At 66.2% G+C, this 25,570-nt stretch carries 27 protein-coding genes; 20 read left to right on the top strand and 7 right to left on the bottom strand.

Going from position 1 to position 25,570, the window contains the following annotated elements:
- Positions 1–87: 87 nt before the first annotated feature.
- Positions 88–435 (bottom strand): hypothetical protein, encoded by a 348-nt coding sequence (locus BLT39_RS22000; protein ID WP_131801393.1) that lies wholly within the window; start codon positions 433–435, stop codon positions 88–90.
- 3 nt (positions 436–438) lie between these two features.
- Entirely contained in the window at positions 439–702 is a 264-nt protein-coding gene (locus tag BLT39_RS21995; RefSeq protein ID WP_131801392.1) for a hypothetical protein, read from the bottom strand.
- Positions 703–843: 141 nt separating this feature from the next.
- Between BLT39_RS21995 and BLT39_RS21990 the strand changes: the two genes are divergently transcribed.
- The 4 genes from BLT39_RS21990 (at position 844) to BLT39_RS03135 (ending at position 4,304) form a co-directional block, all read left to right on the top strand.
- On the top strand, positions 844–1,641 hold the full coding sequence (locus tag BLT39_RS21990) for an SGNH/GDSL hydrolase family protein (RefSeq protein WP_165640114.1): 798 nt from the start codon (positions 844–846) through the stop codon (positions 1,639–1,641).
- Between the two features lie 152 nt (positions 1,642–1,793).
- On the top strand, positions 1,794–2,003 hold the full coding sequence (locus tag BLT39_RS03145; RefSeq protein ID WP_131801390.1) for a hypothetical protein: 210 nt from the start codon (positions 1,794–1,796) through the stop codon (positions 2,001–2,003).
- Positions 2,004–2,192: 189 nt separating this feature from the next.
- Positions 2,193–2,813, top strand: coding sequence for an arsenate reductase/protein-tyrosine-phosphatase family protein (locus tag BLT39_RS03140; protein ID WP_091058383.1), 621 nt, complete (start codon positions 2,193–2,195; stop codon positions 2,811–2,813).
- A gap of 618 nt (positions 2,814–3,431) precedes the next feature.
- Entirely contained in the window at positions 3,432–4,304 is an 873-nt protein-coding gene (locus tag BLT39_RS03135) for a glycosyltransferase family 4 protein (RefSeq protein ID WP_165640113.1), read from the top strand.
- Here the strand turns inward: BLT39_RS03135 and BLT39_RS03130 are convergent.
- Positions 4,270–5,046 carry a WecB/TagA/CpsF family glycosyltransferase gene (locus BLT39_RS03130; RefSeq protein ID WP_242658150.1) on the bottom strand — a complete coding sequence of 259 codons (777 nt, stop codon included), beginning with the start codon at positions 5,044–5,046 and terminating at the stop codon, positions 4,270–4,272. The two genes, BLT39_RS03135 and BLT39_RS03130, sit on opposite strands and share 35 nt — an antisense overlap.
- Positions 5,047–5,178: 132 nt before the next feature.
- Between BLT39_RS03130 and BLT39_RS03125 the strand changes: the two genes are divergently transcribed.
- The 9 genes from BLT39_RS03125 (at position 5,179) to BLT39_RS03085 (ending at position 16,051) form a co-directional block, all read left to right on the top strand.
- Positions 5,179–6,300, top strand: coding sequence for a polysaccharide pyruvyl transferase family protein (locus BLT39_RS03125; RefSeq protein WP_165640111.1), 1,122 nt, complete (start codon positions 5,179–5,181; stop codon positions 6,298–6,300).
- 65 nt (positions 6,301–6,365) lie between these two features.
- Complete coding sequence (locus BLT39_RS03120; RefSeq protein WP_165640110.1) at positions 6,366–7,307, top strand: nitroreductase family protein; 942 nt, start codon at positions 6,366–6,368, stop codon at positions 7,305–7,307.
- Positions 7,300–8,433: a glycosyltransferase family 4 protein gene (locus BLT39_RS03115; RefSeq protein WP_091058368.1), complete on the top strand. Its 1,134-nt coding sequence runs from the start codon at positions 7,300–7,302 to the stop codon at positions 8,431–8,433. The genes BLT39_RS03120 and BLT39_RS03115 overlap by 8 nt, the downstream gene beginning before the upstream one ends.
- A 1,201-nt stretch (positions 8,434–9,634) precedes the next feature.
- Entirely contained in the window at positions 9,635–10,918 is a 1,284-nt protein-coding gene (locus BLT39_RS03110; RefSeq protein ID WP_091058366.1) for an O-antigen ligase family protein, read from the top strand.
- Between the two features lie 238 nt (positions 10,919–11,156).
- The gene (locus tag BLT39_RS03105; protein WP_091058363.1) at positions 11,157–12,542 is read left to right on the top strand and encodes a tyrosine-protein kinase domain-containing protein; all 1,386 of its coding nucleotides are present in this window, start codon (positions 11,157–11,159) and stop codon (positions 12,540–12,542) included.
- A 330-nt stretch (positions 12,543–12,872) separates the two neighbouring features.
- A complete protein-coding gene (locus BLT39_RS03100) occupies positions 12,873–14,255 on the top strand; it encodes a sugar transferase (RefSeq protein ID WP_242658116.1) in 1,383 nt (460 codons plus the stop codon).
- A gap of 69 nt (positions 14,256–14,324) precedes the next feature.
- Positions 14,325–14,528 carry a hypothetical protein gene (locus BLT39_RS03095; protein WP_131801389.1) on the top strand — a complete coding sequence of 68 codons (204 nt, stop codon included), beginning with the start codon at positions 14,325–14,327 and terminating at the stop codon, positions 14,526–14,528.
- A gap of 63 nt (positions 14,529–14,591) precedes the next feature.
- Positions 14,592–15,260 carry an arsenate reductase/protein-tyrosine-phosphatase family protein gene (locus BLT39_RS03090; protein WP_165640108.1) on the top strand — a complete coding sequence of 223 codons (669 nt, stop codon included), beginning with the start codon at positions 14,592–14,594 and terminating at the stop codon, positions 15,258–15,260.
- Positions 15,261–15,382: 122 nt separating this feature from the next.
- Positions 15,383–16,051 (top strand): hypothetical protein, encoded by a 669-nt coding sequence (locus tag BLT39_RS03085; RefSeq protein ID WP_131801388.1) that lies wholly within the window; start codon positions 15,383–15,385, stop codon positions 16,049–16,051.
- 51 nt (positions 16,052–16,102) lie between these two features.
- Here the strand turns inward: BLT39_RS03085 and BLT39_RS03080 are convergent, their stop codons facing one another.
- Entirely contained in the window at positions 16,103–17,194 is a 1,092-nt protein-coding gene (locus tag BLT39_RS03080) for an LCP family protein (protein WP_165640107.1), read from the bottom strand.
- 357 nt (positions 17,195–17,551) lie between these two features.
- Here BLT39_RS03080 and BLT39_RS03075 point away from each other — a divergent pair, with 357 nt between their 5' ends.
- A complete protein-coding gene (locus BLT39_RS03075; protein WP_109502089.1) occupies positions 17,552–18,205 on the top strand; it encodes an arsenate reductase/protein-tyrosine-phosphatase family protein in 654 nt (217 codons plus the stop codon).
- Between the two features lie 11 nt (positions 18,206–18,216).
- Here BLT39_RS03075 and BLT39_RS22200 read toward each other — a convergent pair whose 3' ends face one another.
- Positions 18,217–18,600, bottom strand: coding sequence for a hypothetical protein (locus tag BLT39_RS22200; protein WP_165640106.1), 384 nt, complete (start codon positions 18,598–18,600; stop codon positions 18,217–18,219).
- A 113-nt stretch (positions 18,601–18,713) separates the two neighbouring features.
- On the opposite strand from BLT39_RS22200, the gene BLT39_RS03065 reads away from it, so the two are divergent.
- From BLT39_RS03065 to BLT39_RS03055, 4 genes are all read left to right on the top strand, one after another.
- Positions 18,714–19,130 carry a hypothetical protein gene (locus BLT39_RS03065; protein WP_091058344.1) on the top strand — a complete coding sequence of 139 codons (417 nt, stop codon included), beginning with the start codon at positions 18,714–18,716 and terminating at the stop codon, positions 19,128–19,130.
- A gap of 3 nt (positions 19,131–19,133) precedes the next feature.
- Positions 19,134–19,718 (top strand): arsenate reductase/protein-tyrosine-phosphatase family protein, encoded by a 585-nt coding sequence (locus BLT39_RS03060; protein WP_091058341.1) that lies wholly within the window; start codon positions 19,134–19,136, stop codon positions 19,716–19,718.
- A gap of 69 nt (positions 19,719–19,787) precedes the next feature.
- Positions 19,788–19,934 (top strand): hypothetical protein, encoded by a 147-nt coding sequence (locus BLT39_RS22195; RefSeq protein WP_165640105.1) that lies wholly within the window; start codon positions 19,788–19,790, stop codon positions 19,932–19,934.
- 176 nt (positions 19,935–20,110) lie between these two features.
- Positions 20,111–21,583, top strand: a complete 1,473-nt coding sequence (locus BLT39_RS03055) for a sugar transferase (RefSeq protein ID WP_242658115.1) — start codon at positions 20,111–20,113, stop codon at positions 21,581–21,583.
- Here the strand turns inward: BLT39_RS03055 and BLT39_RS23230 are convergent.
- Positions 21,577–22,113 (bottom strand): acyltransferase, encoded by a 537-nt coding sequence (locus BLT39_RS23230; RefSeq protein ID WP_278246931.1) that lies wholly within the window; start codon positions 22,111–22,113, stop codon positions 21,577–21,579. The genes BLT39_RS03055 and BLT39_RS23230 overlap by 7 nt on opposite strands.
- Before the next feature lie 187 nt (positions 22,114–22,300).
- Here BLT39_RS23230 and BLT39_RS21980 point away from each other — a divergent pair, with 187 nt between their 5' ends.
- Positions 22,301–23,761, top strand: a complete 1,461-nt coding sequence (locus tag BLT39_RS21980; RefSeq protein ID WP_091058339.1) for a hypothetical protein — start codon at positions 22,301–22,303, stop codon at positions 23,759–23,761.
- Entirely contained in the window at positions 23,742–24,398 is a 657-nt protein-coding gene (locus tag BLT39_RS03040) for a GNAT family N-acetyltransferase (RefSeq protein WP_131801387.1), read from the top strand. The genes BLT39_RS21980 and BLT39_RS03040 overlap by 20 nt, the downstream gene beginning before the upstream one ends.
- On the opposite strand, the gene BLT39_RS03035 is transcribed toward BLT39_RS03040, so the two are convergent.
- Complete coding sequence (locus BLT39_RS03035; protein WP_091058332.1) at positions 24,378–25,487, bottom strand: LCP family protein; 1,110 nt, start codon at positions 25,485–25,487, stop codon at positions 24,378–24,380. The two genes, BLT39_RS03040 and BLT39_RS03035, sit on opposite strands and share 21 nt — an antisense overlap.
- Positions 25,488–25,570: the final 83 nt, after the last annotated feature.

The following is a 25,570-nucleotide window of genomic DNA, read 5'->3' as shown; positions in this document are numbered from 1 at the left end:
GTGACCAGGCCGGACGGTCTCCGGTGGAGCGCGATCATGTGCGAACGCACCGGTGCGGTCAACGCGGCTCACCGCACGGAGGGAGGTCTAGTCGCCGCTGATTTCCGGGGGCTCCGGGATGCCGTAGTCGACGCGCTCCTCCTGGGTGCTCAGCACGACGACGGCCAGCACGAGCACGAGCAGCAGGGGCGTCAGGACGGCGAGGACGGCGGCGGCGGTGGTGCTGCGTCGCTGCACCCACTGCTGCTGCTCGGCGGACCACACGGGCTCGGCCGGCGGACGGTTGCTGATCCAGCTCGTCACCGACGGCCGGGAGACCAGGACCAGCCGGACGACGGGGGTCGTCGCCGCGACCACCGCCATCACGGTCGCTGCCGCCCAGACGCCGGGGCCGTAGTCGACGAAGTCGTCGGTGCTGAACTCGACGAGCAGCACCACCTAGAGGCCGGCGATCGCGACGAGCTCGGCGATGGTGGCGCCGACGAGCAGGGCGCGGGTGGCGCGGCGGAGCACCAGCAGGCTGCCGACGGCGGTAACGCCGGCGAGCCCGAGCAGGACCAGCAGGATCAGCGCCAGCAGCCCGGTGCCACCGCTGGAGCTGTACCGGTCCGATTCGTCCACGAGGATCGCGGTGACGACGACGAGAGCGAGGCCCGCCTCGACGAACCCGAGGACGGCGGCGGCCGCCCCTACGCCGGGCATGCGGTGATCAGGAACGGACTGGTTCACAGGAACTGCTTATCAGGCCCATGCTCGTGCCCGTTCGCGCTGGCCCGGTCGCAGGTGGTGAGGGGCGCGCCACGGCGTCGGGCTCGGCACCGGGGTCTCAGTAGGTTGGCACGAGTGGTGTCCCTGGAGCGTCCCCCGCGGTGGGGCCTGATCGCGATCGTGGTGTTGCTGCTCGCCAACGTGGGCCTGGTCCTGCTGCTGGTGCAACGCAACAACAGCGCTCCCGACGCCGGTCCGGCCGTGGCGGCCTCCGCCACCGCGACGTCGAGCACCCGCACCTCGTCGACACCGAGCGGGAGCTCCACCGCGAGCACGTCCCCGAGTACGGCCGAGACGACGTCGCAGGGCGGCGCGCTCGCGGTCTACGGCGACGGCTACTCGTCGGGCAACTCCGAGGGCGGCGAGGGTGCGGCCGGGTGGCCGGCGCTGGTGGCGCAGCAGCTCGGCATGCAGCTGGAGCTGCGGGCGGCAACCCTCGCCGGCTATGTGCGCCCGGGCTCGACGGGGCAGACCTACCCGCAGCTGGTGCAGGCGCAGCCGCCGGCGGACGCCGCGGTGACGGTGGTGTTCGGCAGCCGGAACGACGTGGCGGCGACGCCGGCCGAGGTGCAGGCTGCGGCGACCAGCACCTTCCAGGCGATCCTGGCCGCAGACCCGACGACCAAGCTGGTAGTCATCGGGCCGTGCTGGAGCAGCTCGGGTGCGCCGGCGGAGCTGACCGCGGTGTCCGACGCGGTGCGGACGGCGGCCACGGCCGCCGGGGCGACCTACGTCGACCCGCTCACCCTGGGCTGGTTCTCGGACCCGAACGGGCTGGTGTCGCCCATCGACGGCATCTCGCTGCTGGACGCCGGGCACGTCTTCCTGTCCCAGCAGATCGCTCCGCTGGTGGAGTCGGCGCGCACGAGCTGACAACCGCCCGGGGCTGATGGTGCGGGTGGGGACGACACGTAGCGACACCTGCGGACCTAACCATGCGTAGCGGTGCGATCACGCTAGCTTCATCGCCGCCGGTCGACTTCCCGCCGGTTCCGGATGGTGAGGAGTCCACAGTGGGTGCGGACGTGCGCGAGGTCCTGCGACAGGGTTGGTGGCTGTTGGTCGTCGGACTGCTCACCGGGCTGGCCGTCGCGCTGACCGTCGGACTGCTGCTGGGCTCGACCGGCGGGGACCTGGTCCTGACCGCGGTGGCCGGTCTGCTCGCCGGTAACGCCGGCGGACTCGTCGCTGCCACCGTCCTGCTGCGGGGAGCGCTGCGCACCGCCACCCGCTGACATTCGTCGTGACGAAACCGGCCGCCGCCCCGATGTAGGGACGGCGGCCGGTGCTGTATCGGTCACTGGTCGGATGGCGATCGGCGACGACGGGCTGGCGAGTGCTGCCGAGACCCCGGTGCAGACATGTCGACAATGAGTGAGCGTGGCGAGCCGGTGTGTGACGGGCCGGTCCCTACGGTCTGATCTGTGCGCATCGTCTTCGTCTGCACCACCAACGTGTGGGGCTCGGCCATGGCCGACCTCATGGCGCGATCTCTGCTTGCCCAGTGGGATCCAGACCGCAACCTTATTCAGATCGAGAGCGTGGGGGTGCGCCCTCAAATAGGCGCGGTCATTCCCGCACCCGCCCAGCGAGTTTTGGCCGGCCTTGGATTGCGCGCGGAGAACCACCGTGCCCGTTGGATGACCAGCGAGGTCCTCGATCATGCGGACCTCGTACTCACCATGGGTGCGATCCAGCGCGACGCGGCACTGGCACTGCACCCGCTCCGTCTCCGGAGCACCTTTACGTTGCTCGAGGCTGCGCGACTTTGCGATGCGTTGCAGGTCGAGGTTCCGCTAGCGCCGGAGTTTGAGGCCCACGCTCGTGCTTTCGTCGCCGGAATGGCCTCCCTGCGCCGGTTTCATCGGGCGTTTGATGGATCGGACGACCTACCCGATCTAATTGGGAATGAGGCGGACATAGTGGCTGTTGCTGAGCAGATTCAAGCATGCGTGGCGCGCATATTGAGGTCGCTGGTCCAGCCCTACGCTAAGACCGGAACTGAGGCGCCGGGAGTCCAACCGACGGCGACAGCGGTTGCCTGAAAACTGCCGTTTTCCTAGTTGACAAAGACCGGTCGCTCATGGGTAGGAGTGGAGAAAACCCAGTATGTAAATACTATAGTCTAGATGATACGGAATGTGCCTCAACACATCTTTCCCTCGGGCTGCAGATCCCGCCTGCGACAAGTGCGACTACGCGCAAGTGCGATGACCATCTAGAACTTCTCATCGGCCACTTTCACGTGTCCGCCCTACGCAAAAGGCCAGAAGCCATTTGGACCAATGAAGGTCGCCCGGGCTCCGCTCGGAGGCAGTAGAATGTAGGCTATGCCCATGTGCGCGGCTGGTCCAAAGGTCCTGATATTCAGCCCATTTTTCCCGTGGCCGCAGAATCACGGCGACGCGCTCCGACGCCTTGCGATAATCGACGAAATTGCGAAACGATATCAAACAACCGTCATCACGATCAGACGAGACGGAACTTCAGAGGCCCACATACGAGAAGTTGCCGCTCGAAATCCGTCCATCGAATGGGTTCTTGCCCCACGCCTAGAAACATCGTCACGATCCGTCACTTCGAGACTTAGACGAACGCTGCAAGGGCTAGCCCAGGGTATTCCCCCCTGGGTCCTCACCCTAGTGACACCCCAATCTGTGCGGATGGTCGGCGACCGGATCGAAGCAGGAGAATTCTCAACTCTGATCCTGCTCGGAGAAGCGGCGGGACTAGCGGCTCGCAGGTCGAATTCGGAGCTGATTTGGGACAAAAGCAACGTCCTCGTAAGCTCGGACTTGCGGGCCGTGAGGGAAGCGCGCGGCATCACGCAGCGAATACGCGGTGCACTGCAGGCACCATTGGCCTTCCGATTTGAGAAACGCGTGCTCGGGGTGGCCAACCAAGTCTGGGTTACGACGACCGCGGAACACGAACGACTTGCAAAATACTATTCGACTCCGGTGGTCGAAGTAATCCCATCTGTGTTCGACGTTCCCATCGATCCGACTGGATTTGATCCCGAATCCCGGACATTACTGTGGATGGGGACGCTCAATTATGGTCCAAATTGGGATGGATTAAAGGAATTTATCCGAACAAATGGAAAATGGCTCGACGCCCATGGCTTCACGGTTCGAGTTGTCGGCGGTGGGGCGTCGAAGGGTAAAGAACGGTGGCTAAAGGCTCAGTCAATGGTGGATTATGTCGGTTATGCCCCCGAGCTATCAACTGCTCTCCGCGGAGCACGAGTGGGCATTGTTCCCATTCTTACGGGAGCAGGGCTTAAGTTAAAAACTCTCACCTTTATGGGCTATGGAATTCCCGTCGTTTCTACTTATCAGGGTATGGAGGGAATCCCCACCAAGGCGGCAGCGGCTCTAGTTCAATCGATGGACCAATTCCCGGCAGCAATCACAAACCTGTCCTCCGATAGTCTTTATCAAGCTAGTCGTTACGCCCGCTCCGTGGCGCACGATAAGTTCTCCACCGCGGCTTTGGGAGCTAGGATCGACGATGCCCTTCAGGAGCGGAGCTAGTTGCGCCTTTCCCATATCCAAACAAGCTTCGGCGGGTGATGATCAGAATTAAGTGGAGCGGCTCCACTAGATACCGTCGCCCTAGTCGTCTAGGACTATGTAGCAGACGAAATAACCACTCAAGCCCGACGCTGCTAAGCAGCCGGGGAGGAACTTTCTGGCGTCCGTTAAAATAGTCGAAACACCCACCCACATTGGCGACCACTTTTGGGGCGAGCAAAGAGAAATTCTCGAGAATCCATTCCTCTTGTAACGGCATTCCCATGCCGACCAGGATGACGTTCGCAGTGTCAATTTTCGATCTTAGCTCTGAACTCATAACCGCCCCTGCGTAGCCGTCCACGCAATCCCAATGAATGCGAGGAAAGCGGGCGGTCAGCACTTGTTGCGTTACAGCCGCATCGGACGGCGTGCCGGACACGATCAGGACCTTGAGGCCGTGGGCCAATACGCCCAGCTCCGTTATCCAGTCGGTGCTGCTGATCCGAGCGGACGCCGGTGCACCGGAGAGCCAAACAAGTGGCATACCGTCCGCCAACATAATGTCGACCTGGGCGCAAAACCGGGCAAACTTTTCGTTTGATTCTCGCAGGAAAACACCGTGCAGATTAAGGTTACCGATCAAGAGAGGCTGGTGTGCCGCAGAGTGGCTCATGGCTAGCGCAGCAACATCACGACTCGTGAGCAGGCTAATGTTGCCACGAAGTAACTTAATCTTAACTTGATTGACCGAAGCCAACATAACGGTCACCGAATTCCAGTCGCATGGTAGGGTGCCGCGGGACGCTACCATATCTGGAAGTGCACTTTTCGAGAAGCGGCTGAGCTCGACCTTCGCGACCGGGGAGCGATACATATGTTGACGGTTGGAATCATGTCGATGCAGCGCATAAAGAATTATGGATCGTCGCTGCAAGCCTTTGCTCTTAGTCACACTCTCCGTCAGATTCAGCCGAACGCGGAGGTCCGATTCATTGACTACGAGCCCGGTGATCCGCTTATCGGCCCTGGAACGGGTCCCCGCGGCAGCAAAATCGGCCTGGCGGGGAAGCTGTCTAAAGCCCTCGCCCATGCTGGCGGACCAGGAAAACCCCGCAACAAGATCGCGTTCTTGAATCACAAGCGGTCATACGACCGTCGGTACTTTTCACAACTTGACATTACCCCAGAGCGTGATCTTGGCACTGAGGTTGACCTACAGATCATCGGTAGCGACGAGGTGTTCAACTGCGTCCAGCCGAACCCCGACGTTGGTTATGCGAGGCAACTCTTCGGTCATGGATCGTCCGCGAGCACCCTAGCTAGCTATGCGGCTTCGTTCGGAAACACCACGATGGACAAAATTGTTGCTGCCGGCATCAAGGCCGAGCTAGCCTCGGACTTGCGGCGATTTGCTGCGCTATCGGTTCGGGATCAAAATTCTAGGGCAATTGTGCAAGAGCTTATTGGGACGGACCCAGAGCTACATCTGGACCCGACCCTAATTCACGAATTTTCTCCTCAACACCTCGTCCATGCCAAACGACCGAAACCATATGTAGTTGTTTACGGCTACTCCGGACGCTTCTCCGAATCGGAGAGTAGAACTGTCCAGCGGTATGCGAAGAACGCTGGGCTTGAGATTGTTTTTATCGGCGGAATCCAGCCTGGTGAGGGGACATTCGTCGATTGCAGCCCGCTGGAGGTACTAAGCTATTTCGCTGGAGCTCAGGCTGTGGTGACTGATACGTTTCACGGAACTATCTTCTCGGTTATCAGCAAAACCCCGTTCGTAAGTCTTATCCGCCGAAGCCGCACCCATGGATACGGCAACGAGGAGAAATTGACGTTCCTTTTGGAGCAACTCGGACTACGAGGGAGGGGCCTGTATGATGTTGATCAGCTGACTGAAGTGCTGCCGGCCACCCTCGACTTCGATCTAGTTTCGAGTCGGATCGACGAACAGCGATTGAAGTCGCGCCAATATCTGGGCCGCCTCATGAACCCGGTGCGCTAATGCCCCTTCACAACAGCCGGCGGCGGCAGCTCATCAAGCGAGCTGCACAGGCAGGCCGTCTAGGGATGTATGCGGTCTCCGACGCCGCCCGCTTTTGGCGGGGTTCGTCCCTCTCGACCTTTGACTCATCGCGGGATCAAATCCACGGGCGAACTCTGTACTTTGTGCATTCAATTGAAAAAGGACTTGCCCAAAGCAGAAAGTGGGAACCCCGTCGAGGCACGTCGGCGATCAGGAACTTGAGTGATTCACTGGCTCGTTGTATCGAATTAGGATATGGGACAGACTCCTTTGCCTTCGATCAGGGAATCTCAGTCATTCAAAGGTATCGCGAACGTCATGAGGCTGCTGATGTTGATACCCAGTTTCTAGACAAACTGCTTCACCCGATCGTCCTAGCGGAAGAACGGCTGCGCGCGCGCGCTGGGGCTGGTACCCAGAGGGTCACATCGGAGTTGGCGGATGAAGTTGTTCGCGACAACTTTTATTCCTTGTTCAAACGGCGGGTGAGCATTCGGGAATTTACGGGTGAGCCGATAGACCCGAATGGCGTCGAGCGATCTATTCAATCAGCTCTGAAGACACCCTCTGTCTGCAATAGGCAAGCTTGGTCTGTGTTTTGGTGCGAGGATAAGCAGACCATTGCGCGAATTCTTCAGCACCAACGGGGCTTCGCATACGATGTTATGCCCGAGATCCTTTTGACGATCACGTGCTCAAATGCTTTCTTTATAAGCCCGGTTGAGCGCAATCAAGGATTCGTCGACGGTGGATTATTCTCGATGTCGGTATTGCTGGGGCTCGAGGCAGAAGGTCTCGGGGCGGTGCCCCTAAACGCCTGCCTGTACAGGCGGGATCGTCGTGAGGTCGTTCGAATTTTGGGAGCGGACCCGGCCGATGAGATCATCCTTTTTATTGCAGTGGGCGCCCGACCCGAGACCAGTGAGATTCCGGTCGCCGATCGCAAGCCGCTGGCTGGAACCATAAAAATGGTCAAAAATGATTAGCCGACCTCCGCTTCGAGACGGTCAATTCGCGTCCCTTGGTCGGCGCCGGAAGGTCGCGACGCCGACCATCGTTATGGTTACAGACAATTTAAACCGTGGGGGGTTGCCGCGTGTCGTTCTCAACCTGTGTCAAGTCCTGATCGACGAGGGTTTAAATGTCGCGATAGTGATTGACGGTCCGGTGGACCCGTCTATGAAGCCGCCGCAGGGTGCTTCCGTCATTGGGGAACGATCGAGACGGCACTTCTTGTGGCCGCTGACTCTGTTCATCAGGCTCACGCGCCTATGGATCAATGGGCCCGTTCAGCTAGTTCACAGCCATCAACGCGGTGTCTCGCTCGTTTCGACGGCCTGGGGCCGACTCTTTAGGGTGAGAAGCGTAGAGCACGTGCACAACGTCATCGACGCCGGTGCGACGCGAAAGTTGTCGTACCGCGCCGACGCTATAGTCGCGTGTTCTCAAACAGTGGCTGCACATGTAAGGGAGCGATATCCCTGGACGGAGGCACGCTTGCATGTGGTAACTAATAGGGTAGATGATCAAAGCGGAACGGCTGTTAGGACACTGAGTCCCGACCCTGCGGACTCGCTGCTTAAGATTGTAACGCTTGGGCGACTTGAGCCGGAAAAGCGACCATTATTCGCGGTCAGATTGTGCCAAGCACTCGGGGACCATGGGCTCAATGTCTCATTCCATTGGTTCGGGGGAGGGTCTTTGCAACAGGAGGTCATCGACGCGGCGCGAGTCGCTCAGGTGAAGAACTTCCATGTGCATGGTCACTCTGACGATCCAGCGCGGGCGTTAGCATCTGCGGACGTGTTTCTGCTCTGTTCTGAGCGTGAAGGGTTGCCGCTAGCGCTACTCGAAGCGCTGTCGCTGTCGCTTCCCGTTGTTGTGCCGGACGTCGGCGGATGCCGAGAGGCTGTGCGCGATGGGCAAAACGGCATTCTTTTCCACCCGGGTGACTCCGCTAGCTCCGTGGCTGCCCTATTGGCAGGCTTCCTGAAAAGGGTGCCGCTGGATCGTGCAGGTGAACGAAGCCGTGAGGTCTTCGTCAACAACTTCGCATTGGAAAGTTTGGCAGGGGACCTGATGCGGGTCTACGCATCATTTCCAGCCCGCTGATGGCACCGTTGAAGTCGCTGGGGTCGAAGACGGGAGGGTCCAGACTATCTCTCGGGATGGTTGACGCCGGCGTCTCCAGCCTAGGCAATCTCCTTACGAGCCTGGTCGTCGCCCACTACGTGAGCCTGCCGGTCTTCGGGCAGTTCTCTGTAGGACTCCTCGTAGCCGTGACATTGCAGGCGGCGACACGCAGCTGGTTCGGCGACACACTAATTTTGTCGTACGGAGAGTCCTCCCGACCTCGTACTTCTGAATTCTTAAGCAATGCTCTTCCAAGTTTAACTGCCCTTGGGACGACCTGCTGGCCAATTGCCGCGGCAGCCGCCGCGGTGGCGACTCTCTTGATGCAAGTTTCTTTCGTTTGGTGGGAATGGTCGCTTCTGGCGGTAGCCTTGGCGGCGGTGGTCTTGCAGGACCACGTGCGATGGACTTGCTACGCAGAGCGGCGAATGGGTGCAGCGTTGCTTATCTCAACTTGCTGGTCCATTAATGCTGCGTTTTGGGTGTGGCTGTCTTGCTCAGCCGGTCTCCGGTCAAGCACTCTTGTTGTTGCCATTTGGGGTCTGTCGTCAGTGCCAGGGGGCTTAATTGGTCTTGGCCTGCTGCTGCGTGGGCGAGGATGGCGTGGGGCCGAGTTCCGCGCTGGTTCAAGGTGGATAGTAGGAAATTTTGGTCGCTCGGTCAGGCTAGTGTCCGACTTCTTGCTGACACAGGCTTCGGGTCAAATTGCAATACTATTGCTGTCGGTCTTGGTCTCGCTCGACTCGCTCGGGTTGGTCAGAAAAGTTCAGATCCTCATGGGGCCAGCCATGGTGGTAATTTCGGGCCTGCTGGCGGCCTTGCAGCCGTTGTTGGCCGAGCGCATCCGAAAGTTTGGCAGGTATGACCTTTCTGCTCTCCGATTCGCTTCCGCTGTGGCAGCTGCCGGCAGTGTCGCGTTCGCCAGTTATGGGTTGTTGCTTTGGTTCCTGCCAAGCCCTTGGATCTCCACCCTGGTGGGTGGCGACTGGAGGGACGCACGGGAGTACCTGCCACCGCTCATAGTGCAGCTAATCGCCAGCTTAGTCGGTGGTTGCTTCGGTGTCCTTTTGCGCGCAAATCGGCAGATCGGTGTGCAGATCAAAGTGCGCGCGCTTCTGGCGCTGCCAATTCTAGGTAGCGTAGCGGCGTTCTGTATCTGGATGGCAGCAAGTGGAGGATTATGGGTAATAGCCTGCAGTTCGACAGTGACTGCCGTTATATGGATCGCGGTGTTCTTAGCAGGGAGACGGTCTTGGCTGCAGCAAATGCACAGGGATACAGCGAACCACTGACGGGCGGTAAGGACGGGGTTTCTCGACGCCAGCTCGCGCGGCTTGCTTTCGCGTCGCTGGTGGCGATCGTCTCGGTGTCGCCATTCCGCCTTAGCGGCCCGTTGACCGTCGGGGCATGTGTCGTGGTACTCCTTTTGTGTGCGCGCCGCACATTGCTCTCTCCGATTCATTGGTCATCCCTGATATTTTTCGGCTGGATTGGCGCATCTTCTTTCTGGTCGGTTGCTGGCGGCGCCACATTTGATGGTGTTGTGTTGTCCCTCCTACTCCTGCTCGCCGCCGCGGCTGTGTGGGAAACCTGTGGTCCCGAGCAGACTCTGGCGGCCTTCTTGAGTGGGCTAAGAGTTGTGGTTGCGCTCAGTGCCATCACGTATGTCTTTGTACCGAGCATTGGGCGCGAGCAGAGCTTTTATCAGGCAGGAGCGTTTACTGGTCTTTTCGTTCAGCGCAATGTAGCGTCGTTCGTGATGGTCGTCATCATCATAAGTACGGTTGCGCTTTGGGATAGAGAGTGGTCGCTTGGGCGCAAGCACAAAGAGTGCTTCTGGTTAATTCTGACGTTATTGTGCCTCCTTTTAGCGCGGAGCAGCACATCGCTCGTTGTCCTGGCGGCGGTTCTCTTACTGGGCTTAGTTGTGAGGCAGACTCGCAAAATGAGCGAAGTTGGCCGACGGGTGACGCTCGCGGCCGTGACGGCGATGGTTGCGGGCTTCGCGCTAATAATTTTCACCAATTACTCGGCAGCTTCTGGTTTGCTCGGTCGTGATGCATCCCTGACCGGAAGAACAATTATTTGGGCTGCCGTACTCCCGTTTATCAACGCGCAGCCTTGGATCGGCTACGGTTGGAATGCTTTATGGACCCCGGGTGTACAGGTGACGGAGGAGATGTGGAGTTCGGCTCATTTCGCTTTCGCGCATGCTCATAACGCCTTCCTCGACGTTATTTTGCAGGTTGGATTTGTTGGGTTGGTTCTGCTTTTAATATTCCCCCTAGGTCGCTTCGTCGTGAACACGAGCCGTCTGGAGGAGACTGCGGCTCGGCCAGTCGTCTGGTCGAGTATGGCCTTCGGTTGCCTACTACTCTACGGTGTAACGGAGCAGTCGTTTGTGAGTAACTTCGGTTTTCTTGTATTAATGATGTGCAGTTTGAAGTTGGCCGGAGCTAAATGATTCTTGAGCATCGTTAGCTTGTTCGGGTGGTCGGCAGGCGAGTGGCTTGTTCTTCCTGTGTCGGGAGTTCAAATGCAAGATTGACCAGGCGAATTACTTTGGCTGCCGGGTGATGGCCTTGAAAGTAGGGCGCTCTTGAGTCTGTTTTGCTGGGAGCTCGGGGTGAGGGCGGTTCGGCCGAGCGGTGATCTAGGCTTAGGCGGTCTGTCGACTATCGAACGGGATTGGTGGCCACAGCATGGAGCTCAACGAGGTTCTTCGAGCACTGCGTAGCGGCTGGTGGTTCCTGCTCGTTGGCGCACTCGTCGGTCCTGGGCTTGCCCTTGGTGTCAGCCTGCTTCAGACGCCGATGTATGTCTCGAACACGCAGCTTTTTGTGTCTGCCACCGAGGTCGTATCTACATCGGACGCGTTTCAGGGCAGCCAACTCTCCGCGCAGCGGGTGGCTTCTTACGCGCGGCTCTTGCAGGGTGAAGATCTGGCGTCTCGTGTAGTGGACGACCTGGATCTAAGTGTGACGCCTGCAACGCTGGCGCAACGGATCAGCGCCGTCCCCGTAGTCGATACTGTTCTGATCGACGTTTCTGTCGAGGATCCATCGCCACGTCAAGCGCAGCGCATTGCCGAGGCGGTTGGGGTTGAGTTCTCGAATCTTGTGGATGAATTAGAGGCTACGGGAGAAACTGGCGCAGCCCCGCCAGTTCGCGTAACCGTCACCGATCGCCCCAACCTGCCGGATAGCGCAGACTCGCCGAAGATCGCGAGGAATCTGGCGATCGGATTGGCGGGTGGACTATTCCTAGGCGCGGCAGTATCAATCTTGAGGTTGCGGCTTGACCGGACCGTGCGGGACGCAGAGGACGCTAGTGCCCTGTCCGGGAGCCCGGTAATTGGTGTGATTGTACGAGACGAGGCGCTCGCTGCCCAACACACCATCGAGCGAAATGGAGTGGGTAGGTCCGCCGAAGGTTACCGCCAATTGCGAACTAATCTTCAGTTTTTGAACATCGACGAGCCGCCGAAAGTGATCATGGTATCCAGCGCTGTGCCGTCTGAAGGGAAGACGACGCTTGCCGTTAATCTCGCCCTGTCGCTTGTGGAAGCTGGAAGGTCTGTGACTCTCATAGAGGCGGACCTACGACGTCCTCGGGTAACACGATATCTGGGGATGGTGGGGGGTGTTGGCCTCACGAACATTCTCACTGGCTCGGCGGCTGTAGAAGACGTGGAACAACCCTATGGGGACGGTGACCTGACGGTCATTGCTGCTGGTCCCACGCCTCCAAATCCTAGCGAATTACTTTCTTCGTCTCACATGTTTTCGCTAATCGACGATCTTCGTGTTAAGAATGATTTCGTGCTCCTTGATGCGCCGCCTCTGCTGCCGGTAGCGGACGCCAGCGGCCTGGCTGTACTTGTGGACGGCGTCGTCCTGTCCCTGCGGTATGGCAGCACTACGAAGGAACAATTAGCTCAGACACAGGCGACGCTTGGTCGCGTTGGCGCGAAGACGCTGGGCATCGTGTTGAACATCGTGCCGCCGAAGGCGGAGGTGACCTCGGCCTATGGGTACGGCTACAACTACGGCTACGACCCGGACCCGACGGCGCCGACCACCAGCTGAGTTGTGCGGCACTGAATCGACCCGTGACGCAACGCGAGTGCTGAACGTGGCTCGCTTCACCCGTCCGCATGGTCCAGGGGGGGTGCCGGTGACGGCCTGTGTTCGCTAGGTTGCTGAGCAGCCGGACGAACAGCGGGGTTCCAGGGCTTGCATGGGCAACCCTGGGGTCGGCACCCCGGGCCGGATCGCACGGGGGTGCACTGCGTGGCTTTGGTTGATGTCCTGGATGGCGCGCGGGTGGCTGATGCCACCGACCGGCGCCGGCTATTCAGCCGGAGCCGGCTCCGCGGGGCGGGCACCAGGGAGCGCCGCAGCTGGCAGTGCCGGTACGTGCAGCGCATCGTGCTGGCCGACGTCGTCTGCGCACTGGCGGCGGCGGTCGCCGGTTACACCCTCCGATTCGGGTCGGACTCCCTGAGCCCAGACCATGTCCCGTTCTGGGTGATTGCCGCTCTCCCCCTTACCTGGGTCGGCGCCATGCTGGTCGCCCGCAGTTACGAGCAGCGGTTCCTCTGGATCGGCGCAGAAGAGTTCCGCCGGGTCTTCTTCGCCGCGATGCTCATGCTCGCCGCGGTCGGCACGGTGTCCTGGGCGCTCAAGCTCGACCTTGCACGCGGATTCGTCATCGTCGCCCTGCCGCTGGCCACGATGGCGACGCTGCTGACTCGGTACGCAATGCGGAGTTGGCTGCATCGGGCTCGCCGTCGTGGGCTGTACACGCAGACCGCGGTCCTCGTCGGGCACCGCAACGGCGTGGCTGCGCTAAGGACTCAGATCGAGCGCGAGAAGTACCACGGCTACCGGGTCATCGGCTGCCTGCTGCCGGGCGGCCAGCACCTCCCGGCGGAGAGCCTCTTCAACGGCGTACCCGTACTCGGCGGCCTCGACGACGTCACCGCCGTCGTCAACCGCTTCGAGGTCGACACCGTCGCCGTCTTGCCCTGCCCGGAGCTCGACGGCCCCCGGTTGCGGCGGCTGGGCTGGGAGCTCGAAAAGACCCAGGCCGAGCTTCTGCTCGCGCCGGCGGTGACCGAGATCGTCGGTCCGCGGGTGCGGATCCGCCCTGTCTGTGGGCTGCCGCTGCTTCACATGGAGAAGCCCGAGCTGCGCGGCGTCCGCCGGCTGGCCAAGGAGACCGTCGACCGGTCCTCCGCTGCGCTGGCCCTGTTCCTCATGCTGCCGGTGCTGCTCGTCCTCGCCGCGGTCATCGGTCTCACCAGCCGGGGCGGGGTCTTCTTCCGGCAGGAGCGGGTGGGCCGAGACGGCCAGACCTTCTCCATGCTGAAGTTCCGCTCCATGGTCGCCGGCGCCGAGCAGATGACCGACCACCTCGCCGGGGAAAACGACGGCAACGGCGTCCTCTTCAAGCAGCGCACGGACCCCCGCGTCACCCGTATCGGCAAGGTGCTCCGCCGCTACTCCCTGGACGAGTTGCCGCAGCTGATCAACGTAGTGCGGGGTGACATGTCGCTGGTGGGTCCACGTCCGCCGTTGCCGTCGGAGGTGGAGCGGTACGGGTTCGACATGCACCGGCGGTTCCTGGTCAAGCCCGGCATCACGGGGCTGTGGCAGATTTCGGGAAGGTCGGACCTGTCGTGGGACGACTCGGTGCGCATCGACGTGCGGTACGTGGAGAACTGGTCGCTGACCTTCGACTTCATGATCTTGTGGAAGACCCTGGGCGCCGTCGTCCGCGGCTCCGGGGCGTACTGACCGCCGCCCATCAGGGAACTCCCAGGCGCCCGTCACCTGGCGGTCACCCGGGTCGGCCACGCTCTTCTCGTGCGGACTCGGGAGACGGTGGGGCGCGGGCAGCGGCCCTGCGCGCTGTGCGGCAGCGACGACGTGGTGGCCGTGCGCACCCGGCTGGTCCGGCGCGGGCTGGCGCTGCTGAACCCGGCCTTCGACCCGCACGAGCACCGCTACGAGCTGTGCCGCGGCTGCGGGGCGAAGAACTACGAGGTGGCGGCCGCCGGCATCCGCTGACGTCCCAGCAGTGGACACGCCGCGCAACCGGTCAGCGACGCAGCGATGGGGGAGACTGACCGCGTGGCACGGCACTGGTCCCCGAACCCGGTGTTCACCGTGCTCTTCGTCTGCACCGGGAACATCTGCCGCTCCGCCATGGCCGAGCGGATCGCCCGCGCTTACCTCGACGAGGCCCTCGGCGACGACGCGCACCGTATCCAGGTCGTCAGCGCCGGCACGCACGCCGTCAAGGGCGCCGGCGTCCACCCCGACAGCGCAACGGTGCTCGGGGGCTTCGGCGGCGACCCCACGGGTCACGTCGCCCGTCAGCTGCTCGACGACATGGCCATCGACGCCGACCTGACCCTGGCGCTCACCCGCACCCACCGCCGCGCCGTCCTCAAGGCCGCCCCGCGCGCTCTGCAGCGCACCTTCGCGCTCCGGGAAGCCACCGACTTGGTCGCCCTCGTCGACCCTGCCACCGCCCTCGGCGGCGACGACCTCGCCGAGCGCTGCCGCTCCCTGGTCAAGCGGATGGCTGCGGCCCGCTCCCGCCGGCCCTCCGACGCCGCCGACGACATCACCGACCCCATCGGCCGGCCGCTCGAGGTGCACCAGGAGGTCGCCGAGACCATCGCCGAGTCGCTCATCCCGCTGCTCGACCGGCTGGTGGCCCTCCGCCCCGCCCCCGCGGCCGCCGAGGACCCCGACGACGGCGACGGCAAGCCGCGCCTCTATCTCGTTAGCTGACTTGCTGCTGCGTCGCGAGACCCGGTCGAGGTGGCTGCGCCGAAAGGCTGATGAGTGAGCCGGGGGTCCCGACTCGCTCTCCAGCTATTCGTCTGATGGCCGGTAGCTGCCACAATGCGTCGATGAGCGAGCTCATGATTGGGATCCTCACGGGCTTGGCAACCTCCATAGTCGCTTGGCTGCTCACCCAAACGCTTCTGCAGCCTCGGATCAGGTTTTCCGAAGGCGTCAGCAAGAAGGACTCGCCCCATAGCCCTTGCGGTTATCGATACCGCGTCAAATTGCAGAACGTTGGGGTTTTCCGCAGCGCTCTTGATCTCCAGGCGCGGGCGGTCATCTCAGTTCAGGGTCTCGACCCGGAGAAATCGTTGTCGTGGACGTCGTTCCGCCTGGAGATGAGCACGGCCGAGCGGCCGCGGGTTCGTCCAGGAGGCAACATGGCATGGGCCATCGATCCTGCAAGCCTCCCTCCGGGGGCGAAGCTGCAGCTGAAAGATTTGGGCTTCCATGAGGTCGCGGACAACGACGCTCGCAGCCTGGAGGACTTGTTGCTGCTGCGCGGCGCGGAACGCGACAGCCGTGGTAGGAGCATCGAACCGGCCCATCTTCGCGTCCAGGTGTTGGTCAATGACGGTTGGACGGGCAAGCAGTTCTACAAGGCCTCCCAGGCCTACACAGACGTAAATGTGAAGGAGCGGGCGTTCCGCATCGGTACGACCAACCGGTGGAGGCGCTATGGAGAACGAGTCCGCGGCGTCTACCGGGCTCTTGAGTTCGCGGAAACCACCTGACGGCTTCAAGAGTGACCATCGGATGGCTGCGTGGGACCTACTTTGCGCCATTCAGCGTGGGGTCGCGGGCAGGGACTCGTCGGCGAACTCGGCGGCGTTCTGGCCCAGCGAGTCGGTCTGCAGGTAGCCCCACATGCGGTCGCCGGTCGTCTGGTCCAGGTAGACCACGCTCGCCGCGCCCTCCGTGCCGGTGCCCAGCACCGGGGCGGTAAAGAAGTCCATGCCGTCGGGCGTCAGGCTCCGCGCGGACAGCGCCAGCTCCAGCAGGCCACCATTGCTCAGCGAGTCGTCGACCGCGATCGAGCTGGTCACCGCCCGCAGCACCGAGTCGATCTGGCCCGGGCTGTTGAACGTGCCGGCGGCGAACAGCTTGCCGAACATCGACCGCAGGTAGTTCTGCTGCCGCTTCACCCGGTCGAAGTCGCCCCCGGGCAGGTCGTAGCGCTGCCCGACGTACCAGCGGGCCATGTCGCCGTCGAGGTGGTTCAGCCCGGCGGTGAACGTGTACGGGCCGTTCTGCGTCGTCTCGGCCACCTGCACGTCGACCCCGCCCAGCTGGTCGGTCATCGAGATGAGCCCGTTGAAGCTGATCGCGGCGAAGTGGTCGATGCGCACCCCGGTCAGGTTCTCGACGGTCTGGATGAGCAGGCTCGGCCCGCCGAACGCGTACGCAGCGTTGATCTTGTTCTTGCCGTAGCCGGGGATGTCCACCCAGGAGTCGCGGGGGATGGAGACCACCTGCACGTGCTGCCGGTCGCCCGACAACCGCGCAATCATGATGGCGTCGGACCGGGCGTCGGGGATCTGACCGTCCACGATCTCGGCCCGGGTGTCCGAGCCGACGAGCAGGAAGGTCACCGGGTCGGCCGTCGTCTGCGTGGTCGGCGTGGATGGCGCCGGGCGCTGCTCCGGGTCCAGGCCGGCGAACACGTCCTGCACCCGGTCGACGTTGCCGGCGTACCGATCGGTCAGGTACCAGCCGCCGGTGGCGACGGCGAGGGCCAGCACCACGGTCAGGGCACCGAGACCGATCAGCAGCCGGCGCAGCGGCCCGCGCCGGCGTCGTCGCTGCTCGGGCGCGGCCGCGACCTCGTCCTCGTTGCCGAACAGCTCGTCGGCGTCCGGTTCACCGGACCTGCTCATGCGGCACCCTCCCCGTGTCGGGGATCCAGGGTAGGCGGCTGACCAGCAGGGATGATCCGGTTCATGCTTTGAACAGGGAGCCTGCCGACCCGACCCCGCAGCTCGGCCAGATTGGCGGTCGGCTCCGTGGTGCCGGTCAAGGGCGGGTCTGCCGATGAGGACGACAAGAGCGGCGCGGCGCTCGTTGGCACCATCGCACAGCTACCGTGATCACGGATGTGGGCAGTTGACCGTGGCGGATGGGGCCTTTGTGACAGCCGGGACGGGCTGGATCCGGGCCTCGAAACTCTGCACATCACGACGCAGAAGATGCGTGTCGTAACACTTTGTGACTGATCGGTCCCTACCGTTCTGTCCGTGCGCCTGACCTTCGTCTGTACCGGGAACATCTGCCGCTCCGCCGTGGCCGAGCGGATGACCCGCCGTGGGCTGCAGGACTGGCTGCCCGGGGACGCCGACCAGATCCAGGTCGCCAGCGCCGGCACGGCCGCCGTCGTCGGCTCGGCCATGCACCCCGCCTCCCGCGCCGCGCTCGCCGCCCGCGGGGTCGAGGGCAAGGGCCACCTGGCCCAGCAGCTGACCGTCGAGATGGTGGCCGAGAGCGACCTGGTCATCACCATGACCGAGGAGCAGCGGGCCACCGTGCTCGCCACCTACCCCCGCGGGCTGCGCAAGGTCTTCACCCTCCGCGAGGCCGTCGGCCTGCTGCGCACCCTGCCGCCGGTCGCCGCCCCGCTGGCCAACGACGGCGACGCCCACGCCCGCGCACTGATCACGATGCTCGCCGACGCCCGCCGCAACCGGGTCACCGAACCCGGCCAGGACGACGTCCCTGACCCGATCGGCAAGCCCGCCGCCGCGCACGTCGAGGTCGCCCAGGTCATCGAGAAGCGGCTGGGCAAGCTGCTGCGCGCCCTCGTGCTGCCCGAGTTCGCCACCGAGCTGTGGGCCCCGGCCGCTGTGCCGCAGCCGGTGACCGCCAAGCCGGTCGCGGTCCGCTCCGCCGCCTGACCGGCGACGGGTCAGTCCTCGTCGAGCTCGTCGTCGTCGGTGAAGAAGGCGGCCTGCGTGGGCTTCTTGGACGTCAGGTCGGTCACCGGGCGCACCGGCTCGTCGTCGACCGGGTCGGCCCCGCCGAACAGCGGCGCGGCGGGTGCGGCCGCCACCCCGGCCGGCGCGGCCGCGCGGACGACGGGCTGGCGGGCGTCCGGGTGCACCGAGAACCGCACGCGGCAGGCCTGGCAGGTCTCGCGGTAGGCGGTCTTGGCGTCGAAGCGCGGGTTGAGCAGGTCGCGCACCCGTCGCTTCGTGCTGGAGGAGGTGAACACCAGCGGTCCGCCGCCGCAGTGCGGGCACGGGATCTCCGAGTAGCCGATGATCGTCCGCCGTCGCTTCCTGTCCGCCACGGGGTCCATGGTGGCCTGTGACCCTGCGGAACGTCACCCCTACGGGGTGCAGCGACCCGTCGTCTCCGTCACGCCGATTGAACCGCAGGCGTCTGACCAGCGAACATGTCGTGATGGCCGACGGGGTGAAGGACCGGGTGCGGGTGGTGCTGTCCCGCGCCGCCGTGCGCTGCCCGCGGTGCGAGCGCGAGGAGCTGCGGCTCATGCGCTCCCGCGACGTCCGCACCGGGCTGGCGAAGGTCAACCCGTTCTGGGACGCGCACGAGAAGGTCTACGAGCGCTGCAAGGTCTGCGGGTTCCGCCGCGCGGCCTCCGGTGAGGCGCGCGCCGAGGAGCCCACCCGCGCCCGCCGTCCGGTGATGACCGCGCTGGGCTGGACCGCCGTCGTCCTGCTCGCCGTGCTCACCACCGTCCTCACCGTCGTCCTGGCCGGCCTGCTGCTCGTCGTCTCGGTCTGGCTCGCCGTCGCCGTCCCGGTGGTGGTGTTCCTGCTGGTCATCGCGCTGGCCGCCTACGCCCGCCGGGGCTGAGCGGTGCACCTGCTCTTCGTCTGCACCGGCAACATCTGCCGCTCCCCGCTGGCCGAACGGCTCACCACCGCGTTCGCGGCCGAGGCCGACGTCCCCGGGCTGACCGCCACCAGCGCCGGCACCGGCGCCCTGGTCGGCCGACCGATGGACCCCGACGCCGCCGTCGTCCTCGCCGGGCTCGGCGGCGACGCCGACGGCTTCGGGGCACGCGCGTTCCTGCCTTGGATGGCCGAGCAGGCCGACCTGGTGCTCACCCTGGAGCGCGGGCACCGCAGCACCGTGCTCGAACGCGCCCCCCGCGCCCTGCGCCGCACGTTCACGCTGCGGGAGGCCTCCGCCGTCCTCGGCCTGCTGCGCCCCACCGACCTGCCCACGGCGACCGACCTCGACGAGCGCGGCCGGCACCTCGTGGCCGCGCTGGCCCGGCGGCGCAACGACTGGCGGGGGAGCAGCGGCGCCACCGACATCACCGACCCCTACCGGCGACCGCCCGAGGTGCACGCGCAGGTGGGCAGCGACATCGCCGCCGCGCTGCTGCCGCTGCTGCGGGCTCTCGCCGGCCCGGAGGTCGACCGTCGCGCTGGGTGACCGCTCACCCCATCGTGACCCCCCTTCTGGGGGCTACAGCTCCACCCCCCGGAGGTCGATGGTGGGGAGGTGATCGTCCTCATCCTCGCCGCCTGGGTCCTCGGCGGGCTGCTGCTCGCCCTGGCGATCGGCGGCGCGGTGCGTGTGGCGGAGGCCCGCCGCGGCTGGGCCGACGACGACGCCGTGGTCGAGCCCGAGGTGCTCACCGCCGCCTGACCCGGGGCCGCGGACCGCGCACTCCGCGTCACGACACCCGTGGCGGTACAGGAACGTCCATGATCCGGACCGGGCACGGCTCGCATTCACCTACACTCCCTCGGGGCGCCGCACCCGGGGGAGCGGCCACCTGGCCCTGACACGTGTCCCCCGAAGGCGACCGCACGGGGGTGCAGGTGACGACGACGCAGCCGCGCGCGTCCGACGTCCGGCGCAGCCTGTTCGCGCCGTCCCGCCTGCGGGGCGCCGGCACCGAGGCCCGCCGCTCCTGGCAGTCGGGCTATGTGCGCTCCGTCGTCCTCGCCGACCTGCTGTGCGCCGTCGTCGCGGCGGTCGCCGGCTACGCCGCCCGGTTCGGCACCGGGTCGCTGGGCCACCTGCCCGTGTGGGTCCTGCCCGCCCTGCCGCTGGCCTGGGTGGGCGCCATGCTCGTCGCCCGCGCCTACGAGCAGCGCTTCCTCTGGATCGGCGCCGAGGAGTTCCGCCGGGTCTTCTTCGCCGCGATGCTCATGCTCGCCACGGTGGGCACGGTGTCCTGGGCGCTCAAGCTCGACCTGGCCCGCGGCTTCGTCGTCGTGACGCTGCCGCTGGCCACCGTGCTGACCCTCGCCGTCCGCTGGCTGCTGCGCGACCGGCTGCACCGGGCCCGCTCTCGCGGCCGGTACCTGCAGACCGCCGTCCTCGTCGGGCACCGCAGCGGGGTGGCCGCGCTCAAGGAGCAGGTCGAGCGCGAGCGGCACCACGGCTACACCGTCGTCGGGTGCCTGCTGCCCGGCGGTGAGGGCCTGCCCGAGCAGAGCGTCTTCGCCGGCGTCCCCGTGCTCGGCGGGCTGGACGACGTCGCCGGGGTCGTGGCGCGGTTCGAGGTGGACACCGTCGCCGTCCTGCCCTGCCCCGAGCTCGACGGGCCGCGGCTGCGGCGGTTGGGCTGGGAGCTGGAGAAGACCCGCGCCGAGCTGCTGCTGGCCCCGGCGGTCACCGAGATCGTCGGGCCGCGGGTGCGCATCCGGCCGGTGTGCGGGCTCCCGCTGCTGCACATGGAGAAGCCCGAGCTGCGCGGTGTCCGGCGGCTGGCCAAGGAGACCGTCGACCGCTCGGCCTCGGCGCTGGCGCTGCTGCTCATGCTGCCCGTGCTGGTCGGCATCGCCGCCGCGGTCGGGCTGACCAGCCGGGGCGGGGTGTTCTTCCGGCAGCAGCGCGTGGGCCGCGACGGCCAGGTGTTCTCGATGCTGAAGTTCCGCTCGATGGTCGCCGGGGCCGAGGGCATCGCCGCGCCCGACGACGGCAACGGCGTGCTGTTCAAGTCCCGCACCGACCCCCGGGTGACCCGGGTCGGCCGGGTGCTGCGCCGGTGCTCCCTGGACGAGCTGCCGCAGCTGCTCAACGTGGTGCGCGGCGACATGTCGCTGGTGGGGCCGCGGCCGCCGTTGCCGAGCGAGGTGGAGCGGTACGGGTTCGACATGCACCGGCGGTTCCTGGTGAAGCCGGGGATCACGGGCCTGTGGCAGATCAGTGGCCGGTCGGACCTGTCGTGGGACGACTCGGTGCGCATCGACGTGCGCTACGTGGAGAACTGGTCGCTGACCTTCGACTTCATGATCCTGTGCAAGACCATCCGCGCCGTGGTGAGCGGCTCGGGCGCCTACTGACCCGCCGCGGCCGACTCCCGGGCAGGCAACAGGTCCTTCTTCCGCCGGGCGGGCACCCCGGCGTACAGGCCGTGCGGCTCGCAGTCCGACGTCACGACCGAGCCCGCGGCGACCACGCAGCCGTCGCCGATGGTGACCCCGGCCAGCACCGTCACCCCCGTGCCCAGCCAGCAGCCGTCCCCGATCCGGACCGGCCGCTCCTCGAGCGGGCCGGCCCGCCGGGCCGCGGGGCCCAGGGTGTGCGTCGTGGTCAGCACCTTGCAGTGCGCGGCCACCGAGACCTCGCGGCCGATGTGCACCCCGGCGTGGTCCTCGAAGTAGCTGTAGCGGTTGATCCGCGTCCCGTCGCCCACCGAGACATTGCGCCTGACGAAACGGACGCGGTCCTTCACGTCGACCGTCGGCGCCAGCTGGAGGCCGGCCGCGACGAGCAGTCGGCGGCGGAGGACGACGGGCCACACCGGCCACATCGAGACCTCCGCGACGAGCTTGCCCGTCAGCCGCTGGGCCCCTGCGGGAGTGAAGTGCACGAGCCGGACATTTCCACGGTGACCCGGGTCACCGGGGGGTCGCCCACCCGTGACGGGTGTGCCCGGTGTGAATCCGGAACCAGGACGCTCGCCCGTTCGCTGCGGAACTGCACAGTCCACACACGGGGACTGCCGATGCTGCGCACGATCCCGCCGGAGGACCGGCGGCGTGCGAAGGAGAACAACCGTGGCGCTGTCGCGTCCCCGCACCACCCGCCGCGTGCTGCGCGGTTCGGCCCTCGGCCTCGGCCTGCTCGTCGCCGGCGGCATCAGCGCCCCGGCCGCGTTCGCCATCGACGAACCCCAGGACGCCGCCGGCCAGCCCGCCGAGCTCGACGGCACCCCCGTCCCGCTGCAGGAGACCCCCGCCGAGACCGGGGCCGAGGCGGACGTCGTCCTCGCCGCGCCGCTGACCGGCGACTTCGGCACCGGCAAGGACTTCAGCGTCCAGGTCGCCCCGACCGGCCCGGCCCCCGCTGACCTCGACCTGTCGGGTGGGGTCTTCCGGGCCGCCCCCGTCCCGGCCACCGGCACCACGTACGAGTGCACCACCGACGTCGACGGCTCCTGCACCTTCCACGGCCCCGCCGCGGACGACGAGCCGTGGCTCACGTTCACGGCCGAGGGCTCGGACGCCTCGCTGCCGACCGGCACCTTCACGCTCACCCAGGTCACCGCCTCCCCGGGCCTGGCCGCCAACACCGGCTCGGCCACCTTCACCATCTGCGACTCGATCCTTTGCGGGATGGGCCAGCTGCAGCACTCCGCCGTCGTCGGCGACGACTCCCTGTTCCGCACCGAGCTCGTCACCACCGTCACCGACTCCGCCACCGGCGCGCCGGTCGCCTGCGCGGCCTACGAGCTGACCGGCCCGGACTACCCGCACGACGGCGGCCCGGTGCCCGCGGTGCCCGCCGCCGACCCGGTCCCGGCCGCGTGCCTCCCGGCGACCACCGAGCCCACGACGACGGCGCCGACCACCACCGCCGCGCCGACCACCACGGCCCCCATGACCACCGACCCCGCCGGGAGCACGGACACCTCGGCCCCCAGCTCGTCGGACGCCGGGACCAGCACCGACGCGACGACCGACCCGACCACCACGACGACCGACCCGGGCCCCGACGTCGTCGAGCTGCACGGCTTCGCCCGCGAGGACGCGCCCCGGCACTCCTACGGCACGCAGACCACCGACGCGGACGGCTCGCTGACCTTCCGTGGCTGGTTCCTCCCGGCCGAGGGCTACCTGCTGACCCCGGAGCACCTGCCCGCCGGGTTCACCCCGGACGCGGCGGACGCCTTCGGCATCGTCACCACCCCGCAGGAGGCCGCTGCAGGCACCCCGGCGCAGATCAGCCGGTCGGTCACCGGCCCGCTCGCCGGCGGTGCCCCGGCGCCGGGCGTCCCGGGCGGCGACGTCGCCTCCGCCGCCCCGACCACGACGACCGCGGTCGCCGTCCCCACCGGGACCTCCGCCGCCGCGGCCGCTCCGGCCCCTGCTCCGGCCGCTGCTCCGGCCCCGGCGCTGGCCACCACCGGCGGCCCGGTCGAGACCATGGCGCTGCTCGGTGGTGGCCTGGTCGCCCTCGGCGCCGGGGCGCTGGCCACCGGCGGCGTGCTGCGGCGCCGTGCCCGCCAGCGCGTCTGAGCCCCGCGGCTGGTGGGCCCGGTACCGCTCCCCGGCGGCACCGGGCTCGCCGGCGCTGGTCACCCTGACCGGGGTCGACAGCGACGAGTACCCGTTCGGCAGCGACGTCGAGCAGCCCGACGACCGCCGTCCCCCGGGGTGGGCGGTCTCGGTCACCCGCTCCGACGCCGGCCGGGTGCACCGGGTGCTGGTGAACCAGCCCGGCGTTCCGCTGCTGTGGTTCGTCGAGCTCGACGAACCGGCCGCCGACCCGCCGGCGGCCACCCTGCTGGCCTTCTCCGACGCCCGCCACGCCCACGGCGAGGTGCTCACCGCGGCCGACGCACAGGCCGCCGGGGTCCGCGGCGACCAGCAGGTGGCCGCCGTCCGGTGGTGGACCGGGAGCGGGCTGGTGCACCAGCTCTACGTCGCCCCGCAGCACCGCCGGAAGGGCATCGCCACCGCTCTGGTCACCGCCGCGTTCGGCGTGCAGGCCGCGCACGGCCGGCCGCTGCTGCACGGCGACGGGCGCCGCACCGACGACGGCGAGGCGTGGCGCGCCGGGCTCGCCGCGCACCTGCAGCACTGGTTCGAGCCGTGGAGCCGGCGGCTGCCGTCGATGACCCCGGACCCGGGGTCAGCGCGGGACGTCGGGTAGCGCCTCGTCGGCGAACTCGGCCGCGTTCTGGCCGAGCGAGTCGCTGTTGAGGTAGCCCCACATGCGGGCCCCGGCGACGGCGTCGAGGTAGACCACGCTCGCCGCGCCCTCCATGCCGGTGCCCAGCACCGGGGCGGTGAAGAAGTCGATGTCCTCGGGCGTGACGCCGCGCGCCGACAGCGCCAGCTCGAGCAGGTCGGTGGTGCCCAGCGAGTCGTCGACCGCCACGGAGCCGGTGACGATGCGCAGCACCGAGTCCACCTGGCCGACGCTGTCGAAGGTGCCGGCGGCGAACAGCTTGCCGAACATCGACCGCAGGTAGTTCTGCTGCCGCTTGACCCGGTCGAAGTCACCGCCGGCCAGGCCGTGCCGCTGCCCGACGTACCAGCGGGCCTGGTCGCCGTCGAGGTGGTTCTTCCCCGCCGGGAAGGTGTACGGGCCGTTCGTGGTCGTCTCGGCGACCTCGACGTCGACCCCGCCGAGCTGGTCGGTCATCGAGATGAGCTCGTCGAAGCTGATCGCGGCGAAGTGGTCGATGCGCACGCCGGTGAGCTGCTCGACGGTCTGGATGAGCAGGCTGGGCCCGCCGTACGCGTACGCGGCGTTGATCTTGTTCTTGCCGCGGCCGGGGATGTCCACCCAGGAGTCGCGCGGGATCGAGATGAACTGCACGTGCTGCCGGTCACCGGAGAGCCGAGCGACCATGATCGCGTCGGAGCGGGCGTCGGGCAGCTGGCCGTCGACGACCTCGGCGCGGGTGTCGGACCCGACCAGCAGGAAGGTCACCGGCGCGGCGTCGGTCGCGGTCGCCGGGGTCGCCGCGGCCGGACGGGTCGCGGGGTCGAGGCCGGCGAAGACGTCCTGCACGCGGGCGACGTTGCCGCCGTAGCGGTCGGCCAGGAACCAGGCGCCCCCGCCGACCAGCAGGGCGAGCACCAGGGTGAGGACGCCGAGGGACACCAGTGCGGTGCGCAGCGCGCGGCGCCGCCTCGACCGGCCGGGCGCCGGCGCGGGCCCGTCCTCGTCCTCGGGCGCGCCGAAGACCGGGTGGTGCTCCGGGTCGTCGGGAGGCTGCTGGTCGTCGCGCACGGTCGTCCCCTGTCTCGTGGTCGCGCCGAGGTTAGACGGGCGGCCGGTCCACCGGCCCCGACCGTGTGCTCCGCACCACCCGA

It is taken from the genome of Klenkia brasiliensis (assembly GCF_900100695.1).
In the GTDB taxonomy this organism is placed as follows: domain Bacteria; phylum Actinomycetota; class Actinomycetes; order Mycobacteriales; family Geodermatophilaceae; genus Klenkia; species Klenkia brasiliensis.
The sequence above is the reverse complement of the archived record's forward strand: the minus strand, read 5'-3'. Positions and strand labels throughout refer to the sequence as shown.